We start from the raw sequence: 1,251 nt of genomic DNA, 5'->3' as shown, positions 1-1,251 counted from the left end.
ATCGCCCTCGGCGCCGACCGGACGCGGCGGCAGCGCACCGGTGCGCGGCTTGCCGGCCAGCGTGATCAGCGCCACCGAGCAGCGGCCGGCAGCGATGGCTTCGGCCGCGTGGGCGAGATGGATCAGATAGGAGCAGCCGCCGGTGTCGGTCGAGTCCAGATGCCGAACCTTGAGGCCGAGATAGTCGACCATCGCCATGACGCCGCCGGGCGCGTCGCCGGCGCAGAAACGGCGACGCTCGGCTTCGTTCGTCTGGACCGCGCGCAGCACGAACAGCGGCAGCAGGAAGATGCAGAACGGGCCACTGACCGCCGAGACCGCGGTGAGCAGCGCCTCGCCGAGCAGAACCAAGGGCGACCTGGCGCTGCGCATGAACAGAAGGGCGAACACGCCGACCGGCAGGATCCACTGGATGTTGGTGATCGTGCCGAGCTCCTCGTAGCCCATCGGCACGACCACAAGGGCGAGCGCACACAGCGGCTTGTAGGGAAGATCGAGGCGCGGCGACGTGATCAGCCAGACGATCAACAGGGTCAACAGTACGGCCGCGTAGTTGAAGATCGCCGGCGCCGCCGCCGGGTCGAAATAGCTGGCGAAGATTCCGGCCAGATCCTGCGCGGCCACCAGATAGCCGGCGGGCACGACGAACAGGCTGCGCCAGCCGTGAGCGATGCCCTCGTCGAAGAAGACGATGTCCTCGCCCCAGAACTGGGGATTGGTGAATGTGGACGGCGTCCGCCAATAGATGATCGCCAGGGCGAGCACAACGACGGCCAGCCGCAGCACCGGCGCCCAGTCGCGAGCGGACGGCGTCAATCCCCGCGCACTCCTTCCGGAGACTTCGGAATTCGGCGCCGTACCGACCGATGCAGTGGAATGTGTCACCTCAGGGCGCATAGGCCGGCACCAATCCGATCAGCGCTCCGTTCGGCTCGGCGACGCCGCCGATATCCGCCGGTGGGTCCGCCGAGTCGTCCTTGCGTTTGTAAAGCGGAAGCCCGATCGGTGCGGCCGGCGCAGCGGTCACGGACGTCGAGAACGAGACCTCGACCAGGTCGGCGACTTGCTCGGGGACCAGTGAGGGCCGCAAGCTGACGCGCTGCCAATCCTTTGACCTCGGCGCGTCGATCCGACCCCGCACGAGTTCGATCGTGCGGTCTCCCGCGCGCGCGACGATCTTCCAGTGGATACGGTAGTCGCTCGGCGGCACACCCCAGGTCGCCAGCTTCACGGTCAGGTGCTCCAGCCGCC

The 1,251-nt window shown here is 67.9% G+C and carries 1 protein-coding gene and 1 pseudogene; both read right to left on the bottom strand.

Annotation, left to right across the window (positions count from 1 at the left end):
* Window positions 1–816: pseudogene (locus I5M_RS34295) on the bottom strand (hypothetical protein); the annotation flags it as partial.
* Between the two features lie 70 nt (window positions 817–886).
* Window positions 887–1,251: hypothetical protein (locus I5M_RS30470; protein WP_040771864.1), on the bottom strand; the 365-nt coding region annotated here is incomplete at its 5' end.

Origin of the sequence: Rhodopseudomonas sp. B29 (assembly GCF_000333455.1) — a bacterium.
Lineage (GTDB): Bacteria > Pseudomonadota > Alphaproteobacteria > Rhizobiales > Xanthobacteraceae > Rhodopseudomonas.
The sequence above is the reverse complement of the archived record's forward strand: the minus strand, read 5'-3'. Positions and strand labels throughout refer to the sequence as shown.